Source organism: Methylomonas sp. HYX-M1 (assembly GCF_040741385.1).
Classification (GTDB): domain Bacteria; phylum Pseudomonadota; class Gammaproteobacteria; order Methylococcales; family Methylomonadaceae; genus Methylomonas; species Methylomonas rhizoryzae.
On sequence record NZ_CP160405.1, the window covers coordinates 3,869,981 to 3,892,332 of the forward strand.

Below are 22,352 nucleotides of genomic sequence, written 5' to 3' on the forward strand. Positions count from 1 at the left end.
CAAGCGGATAACTTGGCCGCATTCTACCGCAATGCTAGGGGGATTAGGCCGTCAAGCCGAGGTATACGCCCCATAGCAGCAGCAAGCATCCCAGCGTCCTGCTCAAGGTTTCCGCAGGCACGGGCGCCCATTTCTCGACCAGTACCATCAAGCTAACCCATACCATGGCCGACAAGCTCATCACACCAAAGGCAAACATCAATAACATCTGTGCCCAACAACAACCTAAACAGTACAAACCGTGTTTGAAGCCCATGTTGAACGCGCCGCGCCTGCCGGGTTGCCAATGCCGCAATAGAAAGCCCAGCGTTGAACGGCATAGCCGCAAGCACGCGTTTTTAAACGCGGCGAACTGATAACTGCCAGCCAGCATCAACAGCGCCGCCGCCAACCACGGTTGCCGGTTTTCCATCATTGGCGACAACCACGCCCGACTATGCAACAGGCTTTGCAACAAGGTCGGCAACACGCTGAATAACAGCCAAACCGTTAAATAGCCTGCGGCGAACAACAGCGTACCGGCCGGCGCGCTGGTACCGCCTCGTCGGCAATATACAGCGAAGGTTTGCAGCATAGGCCAGGCGGAAGGCAACATCATTGCCGCCGTCATGACTGCCCACATTGCCGACAGCCAGATATAATCGGCCAAGCGCCAATCCGCCAGGGCGGAAGGCGGCATCCACAGCTGTGTCATCGGCAGGGTTTGCATCTGCCAAGCCTGATAAGCCAAATACAGCCAGCTGGCGGCGATCAGCGCGGCAAACAACGCGGCAACTTTAAACGGCATCAAGGCTGATAAACGAAAGCCGAATGGTAGCCGTTGCGTGCGGAAAATTCCCAGTCTTGCCCGTAGTCCCGATAACGGTAGCGGGCGGATTTGGCCACCACGGCCGGATGACTGGGCACCACGCACAAAGGCGGGTTGGCAATAGTCGCATCGCCGCCGGTAATGCCGCGTATGCTTTGAATTTCCGCCTCCGCCACGCCCGGAATATGCAAACTGCGGCTGTCGCCTTGCTCGCAGTAATCGATTACCACTTTCCGAACGCCCCACACCTCGCCGATCAATGCGGCCAACACGCCGGGATGGCCGCCTGCCCGGCCGGTAAAGATAGTAGTCAAGGCTTGAGTTTGCGAGGCATCGGCCCGCAGGTCCAGATATAGCGCCGCCTGCCAGCCGCCGTCTATCATGTTGCCCTTAGCGTAACAGGCCAAGGCTACGTTCAAACCGTCCAAGCCGACCTCGGCGCAATAACCATTGTCGATGTGCCAAGCCGCCAGCAACTTGCATTCGCCTTCACTGGCCGGCTGCAACCATACGCACGGGCAAGCCACTTCGCAATTACAGGTTTCGAAGTAGCGGCCCTGCAAGCGCCAATCAATGGTTTCGGCAGCCATCAAAACGGCTCCTTGTAAGGACGCAAATCGATTTCGTGCGTCCAGGCGCTGGGATGTTGTAAATGCAACTGCCAATACGTTTCCGCTATCGCTTCCAGCTGCAACAGCCCGTCCTGCCCTTTGGCCGTCACGAACCGGGCAAACTGTCCGCGCGAACGCTCCCCGTCTATCACGCCGTCGATCACCGCGTGCACCACGTGTATGCCCTGCGGCCCGAACTCGCGGGCCATGCCTTGCGCCAACGCCCGCACGCCGGCTTTGGCAACGGCAAATGCGGTGAACGGCGGCTTCGCCCGCAAAGACGCGGTCGCGCCGGTGAAAATGATGGTGCCGTGGCGTTGCACCTGCATATACTTGGCGGCCTCACGGCCGAACAAAAACGCCCCCAGACTGTTTTGCTTCCATAACGCGGTAAACATGTCCAGATCGGTTTGCAGTAGCGGGGCCGACCAATTGCTGTCGACGTTGTAGGCGGCGATCTGCAAATCCTCGCCATCCGCAACGGCTTCGTTAAACAGCTTGACCACGTCGGCTTCCACGGTGGCGTCGACAACCACCGGGATTACCGAACCACCCTTGGCGGCTATAGCGTCGGCCACCTTGGCCAAGCGATCCGGGCTACGGCCGGCGATAAACACCCTTAAGCCTTCGGTCGCAAACCGTTGCGCCAGAGCCGCCCCCAAACCTTGCAACGGCCCGACTCCCAATACCAGCGCGGTTTTATTAGCGGCCATCGCTTGCTCCTATCTCACCCGCGCCTGCTAGGCTGGCGAACGCGGCTGCCGTTTCTAACGCTATAACCATGTCAACTCCTCCTTTAAACTCTGCCGAACACCAAAGAAAAGTTGTTGGCCGGCATGTCTATGATTTCTTTCAATTCCAACCCGTGTTTAGCGGCGGCGGCCTTCAAATCGGCGACGTCTTTCAAGCCCCACTCCGGGACCTGATAAGACGACAGCGTATCGTGGAACTCTTGGTTGGATTCGGTGGTAAACCGCCCTTCCACCTTGAACGGACCGTAGATCAGCAATATGCCGTCGCTGCACAGCAGATGCGCCGCGCATTCCATCATACCGTCGGCAATCGAGATCGGCGCCACTTGAAAGATGTTGATGCAAAAAATCGCATCGAAGCCGGCTTGCTCTCCGACGTTGAACCAGGTCGCCGGATCGGTTAAGTCCAAATGCGCCGGATCGGCGATATTGTCGTTGCCATGCTGCGCAGTCAGCTGTTTGATGTTATCGAACACCTCCTGATCTTTGTCGGTGGGATGAAAATGCAAGTGCTCGAAATGCGGCGCAAAATAATTGATATGCATCCCGCTGCCGCTAGCCATTTCCAGCACCCGGCCCGCTTGCTTGGGCAATTTTTCCTTGAGCACCCCTAATATCGGTTCGCGGTTACGGTTGCCGGCCCAGGCAACGTATTCGCTGAGCGGATGCGGATTTAACGGCGGCTTGTCGGTCATCATGATGTACTCCTGAAAAATGTAGGGTTATAGATTACCGCCTCTAACGGGCGTTTGCGTAACTCGCCGAAAGGCAAGTCCCCTATCAGCAGCAATTTACAGACCAAAACCATAGCAAGAAAATACCTTTATAAATCAATATATTGATATTCATCACTTGGTCAAATTGCGAATCGATGCTTCAATCTGCGAACTATAACTTCACAACCCTGCGCCGATGAGTGGAAACGATTTCTCGCAAATCACCCCAGCGTTCTTTTTGCAGACCTTTATTTTGGAGTTGATGCACGCCGCCGAGCAACTGGGCGGCGAGTATTGCGAATCGTTGATCGAACACATCGCCAAAAGCGCCGGCCTGTATTTCGAGCAAACCTACCGCGACGACCACCAGCTGGGCGCGGCTTTGGACCACGACCAGTACATCGACTTGATTTTGGCCCTTAAGAATCATATCGGCGGCCATTTCTCGCTGGCGTCGACCGACGCCGATACCATAACGGTAATCAATAGCCGCTGTCCGTTCGGCGAGCGGGTAATCAACTTTCCGGAACTGTGCCGCATGACCTCCAGCGTATTCGGCGGCATCGCCGCCCGCAACTTCGGCTACGCCAAGGTCGAAATTCGCCAGGCCATCGCTCGCCGACACGGCGGTTGCGAAGTTTGCATACATACCAACCGCGAACAGGCCGCGGACAAACCCGGTTTGGAATATAAGCGCAGCGCCCAGCGGCAGGACAAAACGGAAATCGCCGAATTGCATTCGCGCATAGAGCAGCAGATGCGCAAGGTGTGGTGGACAAAAGCCAAGCAACAAGGCGCCAAACCAGCCCCGGCCATCGTCGCCAAATCACCGGCCATGCAACAGGTATTGCAGCAAATCGAAGTCGTGGCGCCCACGCGGGCAACGGTGCTGATCAACGGCGAAACCGGAGTCGGCAAGGAATTGGTTGCCCGGGCCATCCACGCGATGAGTGCGCGCGAACATCAGCCTTTTGTCGCCATCAATTGCGGCGCGATTCCGGAAAACCTGATCGAAAGCGTGTTGTTCGGCCACGAAAAAGGCGCTTTTACCGGTGCCGTCGAGGTACATCAAGGCGTATTCGAACGGGCCGAAGGCGGCACCTTGTTTCTGGACGAAGTCGATACCCTGTCGGCCGCGGCGCAAATTCGCTTGCTGAGAGTCTTGCAAGAAAGCGAAATGGAGCGGGTCGGCGGCAAACATACGTTAAGCGTGGATGTACGCATCGTGTCCGCAACCAATCGAAATTTGGAACAACGCGTAGAGCAGGGCTTGTTCCGTATGGATTTATTTTACCGGCTGAATGTGGTACGGCTGTGGATACCGCCGTTAGCGCAACGCCCTGAAGACTTACCGCATTTAGTACAGTTGATTCTGAAACGGCTGAATGAAAAGTACGACAAACAGGTACAAACGGTCAGCCGTGAGGTGATGGAACGGATTCGCGCCTATCCCTGGCCCGGCAACATCAGAGAATTGGAAAATATCCTGGAAAGAGCCGTTTTGTTCTGTGCCGGCAGCGAATTGAAGCAATTGCCGCTGGACCTCAAACCGGCCCAATCCGAGCTGACGGATTGGGCCGCCGGCAAGCGGCAACTGGTCGATGCGGCCGAACAAGATTTCTTAGTCGGGCAATTGCAATCCTGTCACGGCAACGTCAAACAAGTGGCTGCAGCAATGGGCGTCAGCTCCAGGGCCGTGTACGCCAAATTAAAAAAATTCGGCCTCAACCCGGCCACGTTTAAATAAACCCTGCCGGTACGCCGCAAACAACCGTTAGAGCAAATTGGCGATCGGCACGACCGGTTCGACGTCGGCTTCGTAATCCACGCCGTCGACTTCGAAGCCGAACAGCTTCAGAAACTCGTGTTTATAGCCGGCAAAATCGGTAAGTTCGCGCAGATTTTCGGTCTTGACTTGCGGCCACAATGCATTGATTTGTTGCTGCACCTGCGGCGCCAGTTCTTGCAAATCGGCGCGTAACCGGCCTTCGTCGTCTAAAATCGGCGCCGAATTGTAAAGACTGTCACGGAACAAACCGTTGACCTGTTCAATACAGCCTTCGTGGCAGCCTTCGGCCTTCATCACTTTGAACAGCAAAGCCAAATACAAGGGCATGACCGGAATCGCCGCGCTGGCTTGAGTGACCACCGCTTTCAATACGGACACACGCGCATCGCCGTGCAAAGCCGCCAGTTTGGCGCGAATATCCACTACCCGCTTGTCCAAATCCTTTTTGGCCGCACCTATGGTGCCGTCCCAATAGATATCCCAGGTGACTTTTTCGCCCAAATAGGTAAACGCGGTGGTTTTAGCCCCCTCGGCCAACACATCCGCTGCCGCCAAGGCATCTATCCACATTTGCCAGTCTTCGCCGCCCATTACCGCCACGGTGTTGTCGATTTCCTCCTGGCTAGCGGCGGTCAAGGTAAACGACTTGATCAGCTCCTTGTCGGTATCGATACCGTTTTGCACGAAATCCTTACCTATCGGCTTTAGGGTTGACGTATAGGTAACGCCGGTTTTCGGGTGGGTGCGACGCGGCGCGGCCAAGCTGTAGATAACGAGGTCGACTTTGTCCATGTCTTGTTTGATCGCGGCTATCGCTTTGGCTTTGACTTCGTCCGAAAACGCGTCGCCGTTGATGCTTTTCGCGTACAAACCTTCGGCGTCGGCAAACTTGTGGAATGCCGCCGAATTGTACCAACCCGGCGTAGCCGGTTTGCCTTCGCTGCTTTCCCGTTCGAAAAACACCCCCAAGGTCTTCGCCCCCGCCCCGAAAGCGGCAACGATGCGCGAGGCCAAACCGTAACCGGTAGAGGCACCCAACACCAATACGTTTTTCGGACCGTCGCTGATGGCGCTAAAGCTTTTGACGTAATCGATCTGCTGTTTGACGTTGGCTTCGCAGCCGACCGGATGAGAGTTGACGCACATAAAACCGCGTACGCGAGGTTTGATGACCATGTTGCTCCTCGAATAAAGCCTTAAAAAAGAATCGGCGACACTATCGCCCTAGGCGCTAAAGTTTATCCCATCGCCAGAGGTTACAGGAAAATTAATAGCGACTCGCCTTAACTCAAGCGTCACAAACTGTATCCTGCAGGGTAATGTTTGTTTCAGACGCGATTGGGTTGACTGCCGAAAACGCGAAAGGGCGGTGCCTTGCGGCACAGCCCTTTCGGCATTTAGGTTTTAAGCGGGCATCCTGCGGCGATTGGATCCGCAAGCGCCCGCCGGACGGAAGCGATTAAGCCAGCCAGAGCGACTCGTCAGCGTTCGACACGCCCACTTGCGCAATCAAATCGGCAAAACTGATGGCTTGGCCGCCGGCTGCAACTACGTCGTCAGTCGACACGTTGAAATACACGTCGGTCATGTCCACGCTTTGACCGTCCGCCAAGGTCGCGCTGCTGCGTTCGAAGTGCAAATTGCCCTGCGCATCGATAAACGGCAGATCGGTATGGCCTACGGTTAGCGAACTAACGCCGGCCTCGCTCAAACTCATCAGTTCGCCGGCGTCGGTTTGGTGATTGCCGTTACCGTCTTTCCAAATCAGCAAGCTGCTGAAATCGGCGTCATTGGCATCGACCAGACCGTCGCCGTTGCTATCGAACGCTGCCAATTTGGCAAAACCTGCACCGATCTCGCTGCCTCCGAACAACTCGCTGATATTGTCGATCAAGCCGTTGCCGTTGCTGTCCACCGCCAGGAAACCGTCGTCGCCGGAAATCCAGCCGGATTCGACTTTGGTGCCGGTTCCGAACAAATCGAAGCTGCCGGCGGCATCGGCACGGCTGACGGTTTGCACGCCGTCGCCGTTTAAATCTATGACAACCGGAGTAATGGCGGCGTCCCAACTCATGTCGTTTTCGCCGGATACCAATTGCGTATATTGGGTATATACCACATTCGCCTTGGTGCCGTCGGACAGGGCATCGGAGTCAATATTGTCATTAGTGCCGACATTGGCTTTGACGTCCCAATACCAATCGTTCATGTTGGCCCAATAGTTCCAATAGCTGTAATGCGACACGTTAGCCTTGTCGAAGCACAATCTATAAGTACCCGGATCCAAATTAACGAATTTGTAGTTACCGGCGCTATCGGTGTAGGCGGTTTGAAGAGTTGTGCCGCTGCTATTTTGCAACATCACCTTCACGCCTTTAATACCGATTTCGCCGACGTCTTGAATACCGTCGTGATCGGAGTCTTCCCAAATGCGATCGCCAATACTGGCTTTACGGTATAAGCCGGCATCTATGGTCAGATTCTGCTGTCCTGCCGCCAAATCGATTACCGAAGTCTTACCGGATGAGTCGATATCGGAGTCAATCGCATCGTTACTGCCTTGATTGGATTTAGTCACGTAATAGCCCGAGGGACTAACCACGGTTACCTGATATTTTCCCGCATCCAAGTTACTGAATTGATAGTAACCGCTTGCATCGGTTTTAGTGGTGTAGGCTTTATCGTCCGCCGTATCGAATTTCCCATCCGCTCCAGCATATTGCAATTTGACGGTCACATTGCCGATGCCATTTTCGCCAGCCTCCTGTTTACCATCCATATCAAGATCTTCCCATACCCTGTCGCCAAGCGAACTTTTCAGCGCACTTGAGCCGGTATAGTTAGCCGCATCCGAATCGGTCACTTTAGTACCGCTAATAGAATCGTAACCGGTAACTGTAGCGATATTGGTCCTTAAGCCGGAAACTGCCGCCTCCGAAGCGGTATAAGTCCAGGACTCGCCAACATCCAAAAACCCGTTTTTGTTACTGTCGCCGCTAACATAAGTAACCGTAGCAATTTTGTCGTCGACTAACGAAACGTTTTTCAACGCGGTATCGCCGGTATTTTTCACTATGTAAGTAAAAGTAACGTTGGTGCCGGTTTTAACTTCCAAACCGGGTGCGGCGTCCGCATCGTATAAGGTCGTGTCGACGGTGCAATTATAGGTATGCTTGCTATCGGTATAGTTACAGCCCAATTTATTCTCGTAAGAGAACATATTGATGGTATCGGTGAAACTACCGCAACTCAGCGCATATTTAGTTTGTGCGCAAACCTCTTCTTTGCTGTAGGCAAAATCGACGCCCGTATGGCAAGCATTCAAGTAGGCCGCGACACATTCGCGCATCATGACATCCTGACTACCGGTACCTGTCGAACACAAAATATCGTAAAGAGACTTATTACCGCCGCTGCAATTGACCCCGAACACCGAATTGAAAGTATCGCTTGCCTTGCAATCGCTTATACCATTCCAGCCGGTCGGCGTTTTCGTTTCCTGCCAACCCGACCACCAGTTGTAGCTCCAAGACGACGAGAAATTACAATTGGACTTCCAATCGTTAACAGAGGCGCCCTCGCCTCCGCAATTGTTTTTGGTCACGCATTGGGTACTGGAGACGTATTTTTCGACGTCGACACCTATGAAATAAACGCCCGCATCCCAGCTTAAATCCACTTCGCCCGCTGAGAGAGTGGTTTTATCCATAATCCCGTAATTTAACGGCACAGTTGTCGAACCGTATTGGGTAGAAACGTCCGAATCCACATTGTCGTTGCCGCCAATATTGGCTTTGGTAAATTGGTAACCGCTAGGCAAAGTGGATTCGACGATGTCGATGTGATAATCGCCAGGATTGAGATTATCGAACAGATAATTGCCGTTAGCGTCAGTCGTGGTGGTTTCAAGTATATTGCCGTATGTACCGGTGTTGTCTCTCAATTCAACGGTAACACCGGCAATGCCTTGCTCGCCTGCATCCTGAATGCCATTGGCATTTGCGTCATGCCATATTTTGTCGCCAATCGTTGCCTTCTTAGCCACGATACCGGCGTCCCAGCTCAAGTCGACTTCACCGGAAGTCAACGTGGTTTTATCCATAACACCCCAACTGAGAGGCACAGTTTCCGCTCCGTAAACGGTGGAAACATCCGAATCCAGTTCGTCATTGCTTCCCGCATTCGGTGTAGTGAATTCGTAACCGTCGGGCAGGGTATCCTCTTGAATGTCGATGTGGTAATCGCCCGGTTTTAAGTTATCGAACAAATAATATCCGTTCGCATCGGTCGTCGTGGTCTGCAACACGGCACCAAGGCCATTGTTATCCTTCAAGTCGACCACTACACCGGCGACGCCGCTTTCTCCGGCATCTTGAATGCCGTTGGCATTGGTGTCATACCAAATTCTATTGCCGATACTCGCTAGTTGATACAAACCGGCGTCTACCGTGTCGATGTTGTCGCCGCTGTTGACGGTGTAGCAACCGGTGATGCCGGCGCTGTCGGCGTCGCTGTCGTTGCCCAGGGCTTCGGCAGTGACGTCTTGCGCGGTGAATACGTAGCCGTTCGGCGCCACGAATTCCACGTGGTAGGTACCGGGCAGCAAACCGGTAAAGCTGTAGTTGCCGTCGGCGTCGGTGGTGGTGGTCGCCAGCAGGTCATTGGTCACGCAGTCGTACAGGTTGACGGTGACGTCGGCGATGCCGTTCTCGCCGGCGTCTTGCACGCCGTCGGCGTTGCTGTCTTCCCACACCCGGTCGCCCAGGCTGGCCAGTTTGACCAGACCGGCATCCCAGCTCAGGTCGTTTTCGCCGGAGGTCAAGCTGGTGGTGACGGTCAGGCCGGTCGTGGTGTCGGCGTCGCTGTCGGCAGCGTCGTCCGCGCCTTGATCTTGCTTAGTAAACGCATAACCGTCCGGTTGCACGAATTCGACTTGGTAGTCGCCCGGAACCAGGTTGTCGAACAGATAATAGCCGGGGTTGCCGTTGACGTCGTTCGCGGTTTCGGTGGTCGCCACCAGATTGCCGTTGCCGTCGTACAGGTTGACGGTGACGCCGTTCAAGCCGTTGCCGTTGGCTTCGTTTTGTTTGCCGTCGTAGTTGTCGTCTACCCAGACGTAATCGCCCAGGCTGGCGGTTTGATACAGGCCGGCGTCTACCGTGTCGATGTTGTCGCCGCTGTTGACGGTGTAGCAGCCGGTGATGCCGGCGCTGTCGGCGTCGCTGTCGTTGCCCAGAGCTTCGGCGGTCACGTCTTGCGCGGTGAATACGTAGCCGTTAGGCGCCACGAATTCCACGTGGTAGGTACCGGGCAGCAAACCGGTAAAGCTGTAGTTGCCGTCGGCGTCGGTGGTGGTGGTCGCCAGCAGGTCATTGGTCACGCAGTCGTACAGGTTGACGGTGACGTCGGCGATGCCGTTCTCGCCGGCGTCTTGCACGCCGTCGGCGTTGCTGTCTTCCCACACCCGGTCGCCCAGGCTGGCCAGTTTGACCAAGCCGGCATCCCAGCTCAGGTCGTTTTCGCCGGAGGTCAAGCTGGTGGTGACGGTCAGGCCGGTCGTGGTGTCGGCGTCGCTGTCGGCAGCGTCGTCCGCGCCTTGATCTTGCTTAGTAAACGCATAACCGTCCGGTTGCACGAATTCGACTTGGTAGTCGCCCGGAACCAGGTTGTCGAACAGATAATAGCCGGGGTTGCCGTTGACGTCGTTCGCGGTTTCGGTGGTCGCCACCAGATTGCCGTTGCCGTCGTACAGGTTGACGGTGACGCCGTTCAAGCCGTTGCCGTTGGCTTCGTTTTGTTTGCCGTCGTAGTTGTCGTCGATCCAGACGTAATCGCCCAGGCTGGCGGTTTGATACAGGCCGGCATCGACCGTGTCGATGTTGTCGCCGCTGTTGACGGTGTAGCAGCCGGTGATGCCGGCGCTGTCGGCGTCGCTGTCGTTGCCCAGAGCTTCGGCGGTCACGTCTTGCGCGGTGAATACGTAGCCGTTCGGTGCCACGAATTCCACGTGGTAGGTACCGGGCAGCAAACCGGTAAAGCTGTAGTTGCCGTCGGCGTCGGTGGTGGTGGTCGCCAGCAGGTCATTGGTCACGCAGTCATACAGGTTGACGGTGACGTCGGCGATGCCGTTCTCGCCGGCGTCTTGCACGCCGTCGGCGTTGCTGTCTTCCCACACCCGGTCGCCCAGGCTGGCCAGTTTGACCAAGCCGGCATCCCAGCTCAGGTCGTTTTCGCCGGAGGTCAAGCTGGTGGTGACGGTCAGACCGGTTGACGTATCGGCATCGCTGTCGGCGCCATCGTCCGCGCCTTGGTCTTGTTTGGTGAAGGCGTAGCCGTCCGGTTGCACGAATTCGACTTGGTAATCGCCCGGCACTAACGCATCGAAGAAATAGTAGCCGGGGTTGCCGTTGACGTCGTTCGCGGTTTCGGTGGTCGCCACCAGATTGCCGTTGCCGTCGTACAGGTTGACGGTGACGCCGTTCAAGCCGTTGCCGTTGGCTTCGTTTTGTTTGCCGTCGTAGTTGTCGTCGATCCAGACGTAATCGCCCAGGCTGGCGGTTTGATACAGGCCGGCATCGACCGTGTCGATGTTGTCGCCGCTGTTGACGGTGTAGCAGCCGGTGATGCCGGCATCGTCGGCGTCGCTGTCGTTGCCCAGAGCTTCGGCAGTGACGTCTTGCGCGGTGAATACGTAGCCGTTCGGTGCCACGAATTCCACGTGGTAGGTACCGGGCAGCAAACCGGTAAAGCTGTAGTTGCCGTCGGCGTCGGTGGTGGTGGTCGCCAGCAGGTCATTGGTCACGCAGTCGTACAGGTTGACGGTGACGTCGGCGATGCCGTTCTCGCCGGCGTCTTGCACGCCGTCGGCGTTGCTGTCTTCCCACACCCGGTCGCCCAGGCTGGCCAGTTTGACCAAGCCGGCATCCCAGCTCAGGTCGTTTTCGCCGGAGGTCAAGCTGGTGGTGACGGTCAGACCGGTTGACGTATCGGCATCGCTGTCGGCGCCATCGTCCGCGCCTTGGTCTTGTTTGGTGAAGGCGTAGCCGTCCGGTTGCACGAATTCGACTTGGTAATCGCCCGGAACCAGGTTGTCAAACAGATAATAGCCGGGGTTGCCGTTGACGTCGTTCGCGGTTTCGGTGGTCGCCACCAGATTGCCGTTGCCGTCGTACAGGTTGACGGTGACGCCGTTGAGGCCACTAGCGGCGCTGTCGTTTTGCAAGCCGTCGTAGTTGCTATCCACCCAAACGTAGTCGCCAAGGCTGGTAGGCTCGGAAATATTTTCCGCAATCAAGCCCGCGTCTATGGTTTGATCGGATTCGCCGGCAACCAGATTAATGATGCCGGTTTCGCCGGTGGTAATATCCGCGTCGCTATCGGCTGCATCGGAACCGTTGCCGTTGGCGTCTTTAACGGTAAACGCCATGTCGGCAGGCGTTATAAACTTGACTTGATAGTCGCCAGCTTTTAAGCCGGTGAATTGGTAATAGCCGTGCTCAACTGCGGCGGTGCTGTAATCGTCGCCAGTTGTTGTTTCGGCGAGCAAATTACCTTGGCTATCGTAGAGTTGCACGATGACGTTGTCCACACCGGCTTCGTTGGCATCTTGAATGCCGTCGGAATTCTGGTCGAACCAGACGTAGTTACCCAGTTTGGCGCTTTGTAGTTGGATGATTAACGGCTGGGCATTCCCGGCCGGATCGATAACGGCAGTGAAAAAACTGTCGGTAGGCAGAACGCCGTTTCCGCTTGCAACGGCATTTTGCGCCGCTTGTACCAAGAACGTGATATCGGACGAACTGACTACGTTTCTATTGTTGTCGTTCAAAAAACGATCCAAACCGGCATCGTGAATCTGTTGGTCGGTAAAACCTACGATTTTCCAAATGGCGGTTTGTACTTCGCCGTAGTTGAACTGCCCGCCGTATTTCGCATCCGAGGTAAAATTTTGTGCCAGCAACCAATTGAGTTGATCGACCTGCAGCTGGGTCAAATCGCTTAAGCCAACCGGTTGTATGGAGGTAAAAGAGTCTAACGAATCACCTTCTGCGCCGGAGGCCGAATAAGTGGTTGGAGAAAGTAAAATGTCGATTAAAGGATTCAGACAGTAAGCATCGTACACCCCGTTAACGATAACCGGATCGGTACTATTGGTGACTATCATGTCAAGAAAACTGGGCGCGCCCAGGTCGGGCTGTTGGCCGTAAGCAGTCCCTGCCTTATTGGTTGCGGACGAAGTAACGCGTATCGTGAATGTGCTCATTGTCGAAATCCTCTGGAATTTATTGTTCTACTTGCGAAAGCCAACTCCGAAATGAACGCGCAGGCGGGCGCTCTACGGCTTTGCAGTGCGCTAAGTAAAACCCCTTTAGCCTAACGCTGCCGGTAACGGCTGTGGGCGATGAAGCCCCGGGGATCCCAGACTCTCCGGACGGATTCCGGAAATGTTGACAGGATCTCCCAAGGCGCAATGCTGACTAACTTATTTTTTCGCGCGTTTTTTTGCCACCGCAAAAGCTAAAGCGCCGATGGCCAACAAAGAATAAGCTTCCGGCTCCGGAAGATTGAATGTGGGAGCTGCAAATGCGGGAACGGCAGCCAACGACATTACTAGCAGAGAAACCAATTTACCCATGATACTTACCTAACCTGTAATAACTGAATGAATGTTAACTGGGATCATGTATCAACAGACCGCACGGACAGCTACCGCATATTTTCCGTTCGAGCGAAGTCACTCATGAACAATTCCAGTTTCCGGTCGCGAGGGATACCGCTTATTCTCGCTGACACAAAACAAGCAAACATCAGGCCATATCTACAAATCTCGGCTCAACGAACGTGATTCGTTTCAAATTCTTGCCATTTAACCGATTTTTAGACCCAGTTTGTAAAATTTACTGACGCTTTACTTGCATTACATAAACTAGTCGCCGGCTTGTATTCCCGCCAAACCGAAACAAAAAATAAATAATTGATTTTAAAAATAAAATAGCCAATCTCTACACCAATGGCACTCAGCAAGGCCCACCAGGCCCTAAAGCATTAGAGATTGCTAATTTAGACAGTTATGACAGTTTTTGCCGACTTCGTCACATTACCGGCCACTTTCCGGTTTAAATAAACGGCATCAACAGCACGGATTACTAAACCTATCTTTAATCCAACCTTAATCTATCTTTAATGTCACCGGCAAAAACAATGTCGATCGCCGAATCAAACCCGCAAGCCAGAATCCGTCTTCACGCGCCGAAAAGATCCAACGATCAACTTATATCGACTCGAAACGCCATCAAACCCTGTAAAATTAGTTGACGCCTACCTACTTATGGCCTACACCCATACATTCGATGGATTTATTCGTCCCTAACCGCCATTCTTACCGCGCATTTGCGTCAATGCGGTAAACTCTTTCCGATAACCGCATAGCCACTCGAACCCGATGCAACGAAAAAACGCCTCAGCGAATCCGCTTCGCTCCGATTTAGAACTCGCCCTGATGGAATGCAAAGGCGCTTTCATCTCCGCCGCCGGCTTCAGCATGGTGATAAACCTGTTGATGCTGACCCCGTCCATATACATGCTGCAGCTCTACGATCGCGTGGTCTCTACCGGCAATAAGTCGACCTTGCTGATGCTGACCATTTTGATGATCGCACTGTACCTGACCATGAGTTTTCTGGAATGGATACGCTCGCAAATTCTGGTGCGGGTCAGCGCCAGACTGGAAACCTTGCTGAATTACCGGGTATTCGCCGTCGCCTTTCAACAATCGCTGGCCAGCAACCAGCGCGCCGGCACGCAACCATTGGAAGATTTAACTGCGTTGCGGCAATTTTTAACCGGCAACGGCTTGTTCGCATTTTTCGACGCGCCCTGGCTGCCGATTTATGTAGCCTTGCTATTCGTGTTTCATCCTTGGTACGGTTGGTTTTCGGTCGCGATAGTCCTGCTGCTAATGGCTATCGCCATCGTCAACGAAAAATTGACCGCCAAGCCGCTCGCGGAAGCCAACGATATGGCTGTGCAAGGCCGCGCGCAAGTCGCCCGCAATCTCAGAAACGCCGAAGTGATCGAGTCCATGGGCATGCTGGCCGACATTCGCCGCCGCTGGCTGGAAACCACCTATAAAATACTGGAACTGCAATCGATCGCCAGCTCCAGAGCCGGCTTAATCAGCGCGATTTCCAAAGTTGTGCGCCTCACCGCACAGTCGGCGATTTTAGGTTTGGGCGCTTATTTGGCGGTCGAAAGGGAAATTTCGCCGGGCTTGATGATCGCCGGCTCCATTCTACTAGGCCGTGCACTAGCCCCTATTGACTTGTTGATAGGCACCTGGAAAGGCTTTATCAGCGCCCGTGGTCAATACAAGCGTTTGCACGACATATTGCTGGAAGTACCCGCGGAAAGCGAAAAAATGTCATTGCCGCCGCCGTCCGGGCAAATCGAATTCGAAGCAGTACAAGTCAATCCGCCCGGCTCGCAAAAAGCCACCTTGCGCGGCATCAGTTTGGTTATGGAACGCGGCGACCTAATCGGCGTGGTTGGCCCCAGCGGAGCCGGCAAATCGACCTTCGCCCGGGCGGTGTTGGGCATTTGGCCGGCCTCCGCCGGTAAAATTCGCTTGGACGGTGCGGACATCGCGACCTGGAATCGCCTGGAGTTAGGCCCCTACATCGGCTATTTACCGCAAGACATCGAACTATTCGAAGGCTCGATCAGCGAAAACATCGCCCGCTTCGGCGCCGTCGATGCGCAAAAAGTTATCGAAGCCGCGCAAATGGCCGGAGTACACGAGCTGATCTTGCATTTGCCGAACGGTTACGATACGCCGATCGGGCCGGGCGGCGCCACATTATCCGGAGGCCAGCGCCAACGCATAGGTCTGGCACGGGCCTTGTACGGCAATCCGGTCATCGTGGTGTTGGACGAACCGAATTCCAATTTGGATGACCAAGGCGAGGAAGCGCTGGCGCAAGCACTTAACCAATTAAAACAACGGCAAGTGACGGTGATATTGGTCTCGCACCGCCAGAACGCGCTGTCGAAAGTGGATAAACTGCTGATTTTGAACGAAGGTAAGCTGGCGCTTTACGGCTTGCGCGAACAGGTAATCGCGCATTTGCAAAGAAACATCCAACAACAAACCAACGCCCAACCCAACCCGGAACCGGCATAACCTCCCACCATGAACTCGCAACCCAACATCGAACAATCTTCGCTTCATCTGGTCACCGACGACAGGCCGATCCGCCGTTTAGGCACTATCGTCCTGCTATGCACCGTTGGGGTATTCTTCGCCTGGAGTTTTCTGGCACCGATAGACGGCGCGGCCTATGCTCCCGGCGTGGTAGCGGTCAAATCGCACCGGAAAACCATACAACATTTGGACGGCGGCATCGTCAGCCGAATGCTGATCAAGGAGGGCGACGTGGTCCATGCCGGCGATTTGCTGTTGACCCTGGATGGGACCGAAAACAAAGCCCAGTTGGAAATCGCCCGCGGCCAATTTATCACCTTGGCGGCTCAGCTGGCTCGGCTGGAGGCCGAACGCGACGGCTTGCAATCGGTACGCTATCCGCCCAGCCTGGATGACGACAGCGATGCGCGCATCAGCGAAGCCAAAAAAACCGAAAACCAATTGTTCATGGCCCGCAAGATTGCCCGCGAAGGCGAAATGGAGGTGCTCAAGCAGCGCATTCAACAACTCAATTCCATCATCGCCGGCTTGCAAGGGCAACGCGCCAGCAAACAGGAATTAGTGGAATCCTATGCCGAAGAGGCTAAAGACCTCAAAGAACTATTGGCGGAAGGTTTCGCCGACAAACAGCGTCTACGCGACATCGAACGCAACCACACCATGAATAAAGGCGACATCTCCTCTATCAATTCGGAGATAGCCTCCAACCAAGTGCAAATCGGCGAAACCAAGCTGCAAATCCTGCAATTGGAGAAAAAATTTCAGGAAGAAGTCACCACCAAGATGAGCGAGACGCAAACCGATTTGTACGGAGTCAATCAACGCATCCTGGCCACCCGCGACAAAGTAGTGCGCATAGACATCAAGGCCCCGGTCGACGGCCGGGTGATGGGCATGACGGTGCATACCATAGGCGGCGTGGTGATGCCGGGCACCCCCATCATGGACCTCGTCCCGCTAAAAGAAGAGTTGGTCATCTCGGCCCGCGTTGCGCCTATCGATATCGACAGAGTCAGCGTCGGTCTGATTGCCGACGTGCGCTTTACCGCGTTCAAGCAGGCCTTGACGCCGGTTATCGAAGGCAAGGTCACCACCCTATCCGCCGATAGTTTCACCGACGAAAAAGAAGGCAAGTCTTACTACCAAGCGGAAGTCACGCTAACCCCGGAAAGTATCGAAAAAATGGCCCATCTGGAACTAGTACCCGGCATGCCGGTAGAAGTGTTGATCAAAACCGGCGAACGCACCTTGTTCGAATATCTCACGCAACCGATAACAAACGCCTTCGCCCGGGCATTCATTGAGGACTGAGCCCATGGCCAAACCCGCATTATGCCTTTTGGCTGCACTGGGCTTCGCCTGCCCGGCGGCGGCGGAAAACTTATTGGAAATTTATCATCAAGCACTGCTGGCCGATCCGGAACTCAAAGGCGCCGCGGACAAACTGGATCTCGGTAGCGCCCAAACCGGACAAGCGATGGGCCAAATGTTGCCGCAAGTAACGGGTACCGCCAACTGGTCGGCCAACGACCAACAGATCGTCAATTTTGGCGGCCAGCATTACAAGGGCACCCGCTATTACGTGTCGTTGAACCAAACCTTGATCGATTTCGGCAAATTCTGGGACTGGAAACGCGCGCAACGCATAGAAGATCAATACACCACCGAATTACTGGTCGCCCAACACAATTTGCTGTTCAACGTGGTCGAGCGCTATTTCGACGTTTTGGCCGCCGCCGACCAGCTGAATCTGACCCTGGCGGAAATCGACGCGACGCAAAACGAATTGGAACAAGTCAAAAAGCAATTCGACAAGCAATTGATCAAAATCACCGATCTTTACGAAACCGAGGCCCGCCTCGACCAGCTTAAAGCCGAAGCGATAGCGGCGGAAAGCCAGCTCATCATCGCCAGACAAGCCTTGACCCAGCTGACCGGTCAAACGCCGCAACAATTGAGCCCTTTGCAAGACGAAATCGACTTTCCGGAAATCGAAGGCAAACTGGAAGACTGGATAGCCGTCGCGCAGGGTCAAAATCCCGGCATGGCCGCGCAAAAACTGGCGATCGAAGCCGCCAGCGACAACGTGGTCGCACAACGCGCCAAACACTTGCCGGTGGTCGATCTGCAATTGTATTTTTACGATACCGACATCGGCTTCCAAAGTTCGCGCACCAGCCACACCCAAACCCAAGCCGCCGCCATCAACGTCAACGTGCCGATTTTTACCGGCGGCACCACCATGTACCGGGTAGACGAAGCCCAAAGCCGCCTGGAAATCGCCAAGGACGAAAGCGAAATCAAACTACGCGAATTGGTTAAAGAAACCAGCGACGCTTTTTCGGCCTCCAACGCCGACGCCAGACGCATCAAAGCCTCCGAAAAAGCCTTGGCCTCTGCGGTGAAATCGCGCGAAGCCATGCAAAAAGGCTTGAAATTCGGAGTGGAAACCGTCGCCGACTTGCTCAGGGCGCAACAACAAGAATACAAAGCCAAGCGAGACTTAGCCGGCACCAAATACAATTACATCACCAACCGGATTCGATTTTTGAAAGCGATAGGCTCCATCAGCGAAGACAACATACAAGAAGTCAACCAGTGGCTGACAGTCCCACTTAAAAACTAAAGCCAAGCGAGGACGAGACTTTGATATAGGCCGGCCATAGCCTGCCCCTCGTCCGCCGCCATGCCATTAAGCTAGGCCTAACCCATTTCTTTTGAACCCGCCGAAGCGCGATGGTCAAGCCGTCAGGTTTTATAAACTCTTCACGGAAAGAAGCAACGACGGTGACGACTCGACAACCGAAAATTGAAATGCACTGAGTGCCGCATCAGCCTTTGTCCGATACGGCACTCAGCGCGGACTCAACGCTAGATATCGAAGTCCAGTTCGAATCCGCCGTAAGCGAACAGCGGCATACCGGGGCGAGGACCGTAAGGTTGGCGGGAAACGATGTATTCCTCGTTGCCGGCGTTCTGTACTCCGCCGAGTATCTTCACGCCTTTAGCCACTTTGTAATAAGCGGAAACATCCAGGATCACGTATTCGTCGGTTTTACCGTAGCGAGAATCCACGCGACCTATGCCGTTGATTTGGCTTTCGGTATTATTCGCACTGGTAAAGGTTTCGCTGACGTAATTCGCCGCTACCTCCATGCCCCAGCGCTGAAAATGCAAACCGCTGCCGAAGCTCAAGGTAAAATCGGGGATGTAGGGAATCTTGTTGCCTACTTTTCCGTAGCTAAAGATCGATTCCGCGTCGGTCGAAGCCGCGTTATTCAACTGCTCGGTATCGGTGTAAGTGAACGCCAGAAAATACGGGTTACTAAAGCCCCAGCCCCAATCCTCGCCGGCATCGTAATTCATCGCTACTTCAACGCCACGGCTGTCGACCTTGCCGAAATTCTCGCTTTTCCCGGTCCCGGTGCCGCCGATGTTGCTGACAACTAACAGGTTTTCAAATTGAGTGTAAAAACCGGTGATTTCGGCGTTGAACGCCCCGCGCGAATATTTAGCGCCCAATTCGTAAGCGTTAGAAGACTCTTCCAGCAATTTATCGACCACCGAGTTCTGCGGACTGGGCGGTGAAAAACCGCGATGTGCGCTGGTGAATACCATTAAATCGTCGTTAACTCGATAATCCAGGCTAGCGCCGCCGGCGTACATATCCAGCGAACTTTTTCCGCTGCTTTCCGGCGCCAAGTGATTGACGTATTCTTGGTTCAAATGCTCGTAGCGAATACCCGGCGAGAATCCCCATTTGCCCCATTCCATACGGTCTTTAAGAAAAAACGCATAAGCATTGGTCAAGCCGTAGCGATCGTCCTGGCTACCCGGATCTGTGCGCGTCACGCCGGTAATCGTACCATTGGCGGCCTGGCTGTAACGGGTATCGTGCTGAAAACGATCTTCCTTATCTTCGTGATAACGCATGCCGCCGTTTAATTCGTGGTGAACCGCGCCGGAATCGAAGCGATAAGTCGCCATGGTTTCGACGCCGCCGGCATAATAACTGCGGTTGTTGTCTCTAATTCGCAATTGGCAGGCAAAATTGCCTTTCAGACAAGCCAAGCCGTCGCCGCCGTAATCGCCGGCCAGCGAACGGGCCAAATCACGGTTGGCACCACCGAAGTTAATATCTTGCAGCTTGCTCCAGTTTCGATTGAATTCCTTGTAATAAGCCGTGGTGACGATATCCAAATTATCGGTGGGCGAAACGAAATAACGGGCAAATCCGCCGTATTGCTCGCTGTCGATATTATCGAAACGGCTCGCGGCATAGCGCCGGTAGGGATCGGCCCGAAAATCCGCTTCGCTCAGTCCCAAGTAAGTTTCGTCGGCATCCATGCTGGAATAACCGAATTTAACCTCCAGTTTTTGGTACATCGCGGTATTCGGCTCCCAAGATAGCCGCACCATAGGCTCTACCTGTTGAAAGCCGGTTTGGTCGCCGTTATTAAAATCCGGCGTGGCATCGATAGTTTTAAAACCGTCCGAACCGCGATAAAAACCTTCCACCAAATAACCAACCCGGCCGTGCGCGGTATCCAAGGTATCGCCGACAAAACCGTGCGACCGGAATTCGCCGTAACTGCCGTAAATCGATTTCAGATAAGCCTTGCCCTCAATCGGGATAGGCGTAGACAGATAATTCAACACCCCGCCGGTAATGTGCGGCCCGTATTTGATTTGGCTCCCGCCTTTCAAAACCTCGAGGCCGCTCATGCGTCCGCCGGCCGGGTTGAAATAGGCCGCCGGTGCCGAATAAGGCGCCGGTGCCACCATCACCCCGTCTTCCATCACGGTGATCTTGGCACTACGCGTGGTATCCACACCGCGAAAACTGATATTCGGAAACAAACCGAAGCCGTCTTCCTCGCGTATGTTGACTCCGGGTGCTTTGCGCAAAATCCGGTTCACGTCGCTGTAACTTTGTGCGCGTATATCGTCGGTACCTAAATAAGTTGCGGATGCAGGCATGTCCTTTGCTTCTTCGGCACTCCCCACCACGCTAACGATATCCAACAACTCGGCAGCAGCAGTTTGTTTCTCTTGCGTTTGTTTCTCTGAAGCTTGTTCGGCAAAGCCGGTTTGCACCGATGTGACAATCAGCGACATAACGCCAATCGTTTGTTTAGTGTTGAGCATGAGCAATCTCGGAATATTTAAATGTAAAAATATGTTAAGACGATTTCATACTACCCTCCACATCAATGAGAATCAATATTATTTTTACCAACAAGGCATGACATCCGCCCGGCTTTAACCGTGTCAGACCAGCCTGAAAGATCGGCAAAGCGACGCCTGATACCGCTAAGTTAGGCATATGTAGCCCCACTATGTCTAGCAACTAAAGCGCACTCTCTTGAACGTCTGATTTCGACAGCATGGAAAGATATTGGCCGGCCGCAATCGGATTTAGAAGCAAAAACCGCTGTTGTAGCCGAACAAACCTTGAGAAGGGGAAGCAGGGAAGAGCGAGAGCACCGGCCGAACCGCCTACCGTGCACGGGATTACCGGCATCTTCCAACCGGGACGGCAAGTGATGGAAATCCGCGGGGCGCCAAGCGCTTTGGCATGAGTATCCGGAAAACAGCTACGTCCATTCTGTCGCTCGCAGACAAATCCTGTGAACTAAGCGGACATTTGCGCCCGCAACCAACACGTTTGAAGGTTTTATAGTACACTTCGCGTCGATTATTTCACGTCTAGCAACCAACTAATAGTCGGAGAACTCTATGTTGACTCATGACGAACGGCGCGATTACATCCGCATGGAAGTCGACTGCGACATTCTGTACAAACCAGCCAACGCCAGCGACTGTAAAACGGGACGCTGTACCACCCTTAGCGGCGCCGGGGTTTCCTTTATCGCCGACCAGCATTTCGAACCGGGTTTGGCAATGGAAATCAGCGTAATCCCCAAAACCAGCATCACGCCCCCGATGACGGCTTTTATCGAAGTGGTACGCAGCATAAAACGCGGCGACAACGAGTACGAAATTGCCGCCTCCATCAAAAGCATCAAAGGTCATTGACGTAAAGCATTTATTTACGGCCAGGGATAGACATGTACCTCATCACCAAAGAAGTTTATTTCTGTTACGGACACCGGTTGATGCACCATCCCGGCAAATGCCGCAACCTGCACGGCCACAGCGTTAAAGCCAGCATCACCCTGAAAAGCGAGCAGTTAAACGCGCAAAGCATGCTCTGCGATTTCGCCGACGTCCGCGACGCGGTGGAATCGTTTGTCGATTTGCATTTGGACCACAATTTCCTGCTGCACAAAGACGATCCCATCATCCCGGCCTTAATCGCCAACAACGAACGTTTTTTGGCGATAGACGAACACCCGACCGCGGAAGTGCTCAGTAAAATGATTTACCTGCACCTGAAACAACAAGGCTTGCCGGTCGATCAAGTGGTGCTGTGGGAAACCGCCAGCGCCTATGCCTGTTACCGGGAGGATTAG

The 22,352-nt window shown here is 54.2% G+C and carries 14 protein-coding genes; 6 read left to right on the forward strand and 8 right to left on the reverse strand.

The features are described 5' to 3' along the window. Positions 1 to 43: 43 nt before the first annotated feature. The 4 genes from AB0A83_RS17520 to AB0A83_RS17535 all read right to left on the reverse strand — a co-directional run bounded on the left by AB0A83_RS17520 (position 44) and on the right by AB0A83_RS17535 (position 2,869). Positions 44 to 787, reverse strand: a complete 744-nt coding sequence (locus tag AB0A83_RS17520) for a DUF2182 domain-containing protein (protein WP_150050617.1) — start codon at positions 785 to 787, stop codon at positions 44 to 46. Continuing rightward, a complete protein-coding gene (locus AB0A83_RS17525) occupies positions 787 to 1,398 on the reverse strand; it encodes a DUF1326 domain-containing protein (RefSeq protein WP_367154840.1) in 612 nt (203 codons plus the stop codon). Before AB0A83_RS17525 ends, AB0A83_RS17520 begins: the two co-directional genes overlap by 1 nt. Next, complete coding sequence (locus AB0A83_RS17530; protein WP_367154841.1) at positions 1,398 to 2,132, reverse strand: SDR family NAD(P)-dependent oxidoreductase; 735 nt, start codon at positions 2,130 to 2,132, stop codon at positions 1,398 to 1,400. Before AB0A83_RS17530 ends, AB0A83_RS17525 begins: the two co-directional genes overlap by 1 nt. A gap of 83 nt (positions 2,133 to 2,215) precedes the next feature. Next, complete coding sequence (locus AB0A83_RS17535; protein ID WP_190303181.1) at positions 2,216 to 2,869, reverse strand: DUF938 domain-containing protein; 654 nt, start codon at positions 2,867 to 2,869, stop codon at positions 2,216 to 2,218. Between the two features lie 214 nt (positions 2,870 to 3,083). Here AB0A83_RS17535 and AB0A83_RS17540 point away from each other — a divergent pair, with 214 nt between their 5' ends. Continuing rightward, a complete protein-coding gene (locus AB0A83_RS17540) occupies positions 3,084 to 4,634 on the forward strand; it encodes a sigma 54-interacting transcriptional regulator (protein WP_367154842.1) in 1,551 nt (516 codons plus the stop codon). Positions 4,635 to 4,661: 27 nt separating this feature from the next. Here the strand turns inward: AB0A83_RS17540 and fabV are convergent, their stop codons facing one another. From fabV to AB0A83_RS17555, 3 genes are all read right to left on the reverse strand, one after another. Continuing rightward, a complete protein-coding gene (gene fabV / locus AB0A83_RS17545; RefSeq protein WP_150050627.1) occupies positions 4,662 to 5,852 on the reverse strand; it encodes an enoyl-ACP reductase FabV in 1,191 nt (396 codons plus the stop codon). A gap of 283 nt (positions 5,853 to 6,135) precedes the next feature. After that, positions 6,136 to 12,939 carry an SdrD B-like domain-containing protein gene (locus AB0A83_RS17550; protein WP_367154843.1) on the reverse strand — a complete coding sequence of 2,268 codons (6,804 nt, stop codon included), beginning with the start codon at positions 12,937 to 12,939 and terminating at the stop codon, positions 6,136 to 6,138. Between the two features lie 219 nt (positions 12,940 to 13,158). Continuing rightward, positions 13,159 to 13,311: a PEP-CTERM sorting domain-containing protein gene (locus AB0A83_RS17555; RefSeq protein ID WP_150050631.1), complete on the reverse strand. Its 153-nt coding sequence runs from the start codon at positions 13,309 to 13,311 to the stop codon at positions 13,159 to 13,161. A gap of 807 nt (positions 13,312 to 14,118) precedes the next feature. On the opposite strand from AB0A83_RS17555, the gene AB0A83_RS17560 reads away from it, so the two are divergent. From AB0A83_RS17560 to AB0A83_RS17570, 3 genes are read left to right on the forward strand one after another with little or no spacing between them, the layout of a single operon-like run. Next, a complete protein-coding gene (locus AB0A83_RS17560) occupies positions 14,119 to 15,855 on the forward strand; it encodes a type I secretion system permease/ATPase (protein WP_150050634.1) in 1,737 nt (578 codons plus the stop codon). A gap of 9 nt (positions 15,856 to 15,864) precedes the next feature. Continuing rightward, on the forward strand, positions 15,865 to 17,187 hold the full coding sequence (locus tag AB0A83_RS17565) for an HlyD family type I secretion periplasmic adaptor subunit (protein ID WP_150050636.1): 1,323 nt from the start codon (positions 15,865 to 15,867) through the stop codon (positions 17,185 to 17,187). A gap of 4 nt (positions 17,188 to 17,191) precedes the next feature. After that, positions 17,192 to 18,502, forward strand: coding sequence for a TolC family outer membrane protein (locus tag AB0A83_RS17570; RefSeq protein ID WP_367154845.1), 1,311 nt, complete (start codon positions 17,192 to 17,194; stop codon positions 18,500 to 18,502). 245 nt (positions 18,503 to 18,747) lie between these two features. Here AB0A83_RS17570 and AB0A83_RS17575 read toward each other — a convergent pair whose 3' ends face one another. Continuing rightward, positions 18,748 to 21,024: a TonB-dependent receptor gene (locus tag AB0A83_RS17575; protein ID WP_150050640.1), complete on the reverse strand. Its 2,277-nt coding sequence runs from the start codon at positions 21,022 to 21,024 to the stop codon at positions 18,748 to 18,750. A gap of 591 nt (positions 21,025 to 21,615) precedes the next feature. On the opposite strand from AB0A83_RS17575, the gene AB0A83_RS17580 reads away from it, so the two are divergent. Together AB0A83_RS17580 and AB0A83_RS17585 are read left to right on the forward strand one after the other, a co-directional pair. Beyond that, positions 21,616 to 21,915 carry a PilZ domain-containing protein gene (locus AB0A83_RS17580; protein WP_150050642.1) on the forward strand — a complete coding sequence of 100 codons (300 nt, stop codon included), beginning with the start codon at positions 21,616 to 21,618 and terminating at the stop codon, positions 21,913 to 21,915. Positions 21,916 to 21,947: 32 nt separating this feature from the next. After that, positions 21,948 to 22,352 carry a 6-carboxytetrahydropterin synthase gene (locus AB0A83_RS17585; protein WP_150050644.1) on the forward strand — a complete coding sequence of 135 codons (405 nt, stop codon included), beginning with the start codon at positions 21,948 to 21,950 and terminating at the stop codon, positions 22,350 to 22,352.

Excerpts from the sequence above, each read along its gene's own strand:
- AB0A83_RS17520 (WP_150050617.1), bottom strand. The coding sequence starts at position 787 with ATGCCGTTTAAAGTTGCCGCGTTGTTTGCCGCGCTGATCGCCGCCAGC.
- AB0A83_RS17525 (WP_367154840.1), bottom strand. The coding sequence starts at position 1,398 with ATGGCTGCCGAAACCATTGATTGGCGCTTGCAGGGCCGCTACTTCGAA.
- AB0A83_RS17530 (WP_367154841.1), bottom strand. The coding sequence starts at position 2,132 with ATGGCCGCTAATAAAACCGCGCTGGTATTGGGAGTCGGGCCGTTGCAA.
- AB0A83_RS17535 (WP_190303181.1), bottom strand. The coding sequence starts at position 2,869 with ATGATGACCGACAAGCCGCCGTTAAATCCGCATCCGCTCAGCGAATAC.
- AB0A83_RS17540 (WP_367154842.1), top strand. The coding sequence starts at position 3,084 with ATGAGTGGAAACGATTTCTCGCAAATCACCCCAGCGTTCTTTTTGCAG.
- fabV (WP_150050627.1), bottom strand. The coding sequence starts at position 5,852 with ATGGTCATCAAACCTCGCGTACGCGGTTTTATGTGCGTCAACTCTCAT.
- AB0A83_RS17550 (WP_367154843.1), bottom strand. The coding sequence starts at position 12,939 with ATGAGCACATTCACGATACGCGTTACTTCGTCCGCAACCAATAAGGCA.
- AB0A83_RS17555 (WP_150050631.1), bottom strand. The coding sequence starts at position 13,311 with ATGGGTAAATTGGTTTCTCTGCTAGTAATGTCGTTGGCTGCCGTTCCC.
- AB0A83_RS17560 (WP_150050634.1), top strand. The coding sequence starts at position 14,119 with ATGCAACGAAAAAACGCCTCAGCGAATCCGCTTCGCTCCGATTTAGAA.
- AB0A83_RS17565 (WP_150050636.1), top strand. The coding sequence starts at position 15,865 with ATGAACTCGCAACCCAACATCGAACAATCTTCGCTTCATCTGGTCACC.
- AB0A83_RS17570 (WP_367154845.1), top strand. The coding sequence starts at position 17,192 with ATGGCCAAACCCGCATTATGCCTTTTGGCTGCACTGGGCTTCGCCTGC.
- AB0A83_RS17575 (WP_150050640.1), bottom strand. The coding sequence starts at position 21,024 with ATGCTCAACACTAAACAAACGATTGGCGTTATGTCGCTGATTGTCACA.
- AB0A83_RS17580 (WP_150050642.1), top strand. The coding sequence starts at position 21,616 with ATGTTGACTCATGACGAACGGCGCGATTACATCCGCATGGAAGTCGAC.
- AB0A83_RS17585 (WP_150050644.1), top strand. The coding sequence starts at position 21,948 with ATGTACCTCATCACCAAAGAAGTTTATTTCTGTTACGGACACCGGTTG.